The following is a 2227-nucleotide window of genomic DNA, read 5'->3' as shown; positions in this document are numbered from 1 at the left end:
CGGCGCTGCCGGAGGGGCTCATCGAGAGCTCGCTCTTTGGCCACGAGAAGGGCGCGTTCACGGGCGCCCTCAAGCGGGTGGAGGGCGCCTTTGAGCGGGCCAACCGCGGCACGCTGCTGCTGGACGAGGTGTCGGAGATGCGGCTGGACCTGCAGGCCAAGCTGCTGCGCGTGCTGCAGGAGCAGGAGTTCGAGCGGGTGGGCGGCACGTCGCCCATCCGCGTGGACGTGCGGGTGATCGCCACCACCAACCGCGACCTGCAGATGGAGGCGGCGGCCGGCAACTTTCGCCAGGACCTGTACTACCGCCTGAGCGTGATCCCCCTGGAGATCCCGCCGCTGCGCGAGCGCAAGGAAGACATCCCCCTGCTGGCGTACCGCTTTGCGCGGCGCACGGCGGCCGAGATGGGCAAGAACGTGCACGGCGTCTCGCCCGAGGCGCTGGAGCTGCTGCAGCGCTACGACTGGCCCGGCAACGTGCGCGAGCTGCAGCACGCCGTGGAGCGCGCGGTCATCCTGTCCATGGACGAGGTGCTGCAGCCGCGCAACTTTGACCTGGCGCGGCTGGGCTTGGCCGCCGGGGCCGCCGAGCGCGCCGCGTTCGCCGCCCCGCCCGCCGGCGGCGACCAGCCGCGCGAGGACGACGCGGTGGTGCTGCACTCGCTGAACATCGACGAGGCGGAAAAGATCCTCATCGAGCGCGCCCTGCAGGTGACGGGCGACAACCGCACCCGCGCGGCGGACCTGCTGGGCATCAGCGTGCGCACCCTGCGCGCCAAGCTCAACAGCCCCAACGTGGCGTAGGCCTCTCCCGAAAGCGGGCGCCGGATGATCGCCCTCGCGCTGCTGGTGGCCGTCTGGCCGGCGTACGTGTGGACGGCGTGGCGCACCCGCCGCGCCGCCGGCCGGCGCGCGCTGGCGGCGCTGTGGCTCGGCGCATCCGCCCTGTATGGCTACCTGCGGTATCGGGAGGTCTGCGGCGGCGGGACGTCGTGCGACAAGGTCTGGCTCAATCCCTGGTTCCTCAACGGGAACCCGCACTACTTCATCCACTACGTTCCCGGCTACACGCTCGTCGGGCTGGTGGCGTTCGGCGTCGCGAGCGTGGTCGTGGATCGGCGGGCCGCGGACGCGGGGGCCTGGCTCTCGCCGCGCACGATGGCGCTGGGCACGCTGGCGTCGCTGGCGGGTGCCGTCGCCGCGTCGCTCGCGGCCGACGCGCTGTGGCTGAACGCCGTCTGATCCGCGGATCCCCGCGCGCTCCTCATCAATCGACGATGATTCACGACGATTTCGTGTCGTTCATGCGCGCGGTTGTGCTGCCGCGCCAAGCCGCCAATCCGGATCACGTCCGGCTCGACGGCGCCCTGACGGGCGGAAGCTGGGAGGTGGTCGGGCGGTTCATGCACGGCGGCCGCGCGTGGGTCGTCCACGCGGACACGCACTACGAGCCGCTGTCCATCGCCTGCGTGGCGGCGGAGGCCGGCATGGACCCGTTCGTCGAGCAGGAGACGGCGCGCGGACTGTCGCTGGCGCTCACGCCGGAGCTGAAGGCCAGGCAGCGCGCCCGGCACAAGTACCTGTACATCTATTCGTGGCCTCAGGGCGATGATCCCGGTGCTGGACGCGCGCTTTCGGCGCCCGGCGGCGCCGAGACGGCTGCGCAGCCCGTCTCTACCGCGGAGCCGCGCATCCGCCCCAAGATCGTGTGTGTGTTCCGGCGCGGGGACGAGATCCTCGTCGGCGGGCATTACGACCGGGTGAAGGACGAGACGTTCTACGGGCCGCCGGGCGGAGGGATCGAGTTCGGCGAGTACTCGGAGGAGACGCTGCGGCGCGAGATGCGCGAGGAACTGGACGCCGAGCTGGCGGACGTCACGCTGCTGCGCGTGATCGAGAACGTGTTCACGCACCAGGGCCGCCCCAAGCACGAGATCGCATTCATCTTCACGGCGCGCTTCGTGGACGAGTCGTACTACGCGCGGGACGAGATCATGGGTGACGAGGGCGGCGAGCCGTATCCGGTGAAGTGGATGCCGCTCGCCCACTTCGCCCCCGGCGGCCCGCCGCTGTATCCTACCGGATTGTACCAGTTGTTGAGCTCCGGAATGTAAGCGGGCACATCGCTTGGTTTGTTCCCAACTCACGCACGCGTCGGTTATATGGAGATCAATGCTATCACTCGTCGCTTCTGGTTGGCCATGGACCAGCTAGTCGAACTGGATAGC

At 70.0% G+C, this 2227-nt stretch carries 3 protein-coding genes; all 3 read left to right on the top strand.

Annotated features, from left to right (window positions below; all coding sequences use genetic code 11):
* The coding region (locus VFZ20_RS18785) for a sigma-54 dependent transcriptional regulator (RefSeq protein ID WP_329685464.1) at nucleotides 1-803 on the top strand (803 nt) is incomplete at its 5' end.
* Between the two features lie 24 nt (nucleotides 804-827).
* Nucleotides 828-1241, top strand: a complete 414-nt coding sequence (locus tag VFZ20_RS18780) for a hypothetical protein (RefSeq protein WP_329685463.1) — start codon at nucleotides 828-830, stop codon at nucleotides 1239-1241.
* A gap of 35 nt (nucleotides 1242-1276) precedes the next feature.
* On the top strand, nucleotides 1277-2113 hold the full coding sequence (locus VFZ20_RS18775) for an NUDIX hydrolase (RefSeq protein ID WP_329685462.1): 837 nt from the start codon (nucleotides 1277-1279) through the stop codon (nucleotides 2111-2113).
* Nucleotides 2114-2227: the final 114 nt, after the last annotated feature.

The organism is Longimicrobium sp. (genome assembly GCF_036280135.1).
GTDB lineage: Bacteria > Gemmatimonadota > Gemmatimonadetes > Longimicrobiales > Longimicrobiaceae > Longimicrobium.
Note: the sequence above shows the minus strand (reverse complement) of the source record. Positions and strands in the feature narration are given on the sequence as shown.

Excerpts from the sequence above, each read along its gene's own strand:
- VFZ20_RS18780 (WP_329685463.1), top strand. The coding sequence starts at position 828 with ATGATCGCCCTCGCGCTGCTGGTGGCCGTCTGGCCGGCGTACGTGTGG.
- VFZ20_RS18775 (WP_329685462.1), top strand. The coding sequence starts at position 1,277 with ATGATTCACGACGATTTCGTGTCGTTCATGCGCGCGGTTGTGCTGCCG.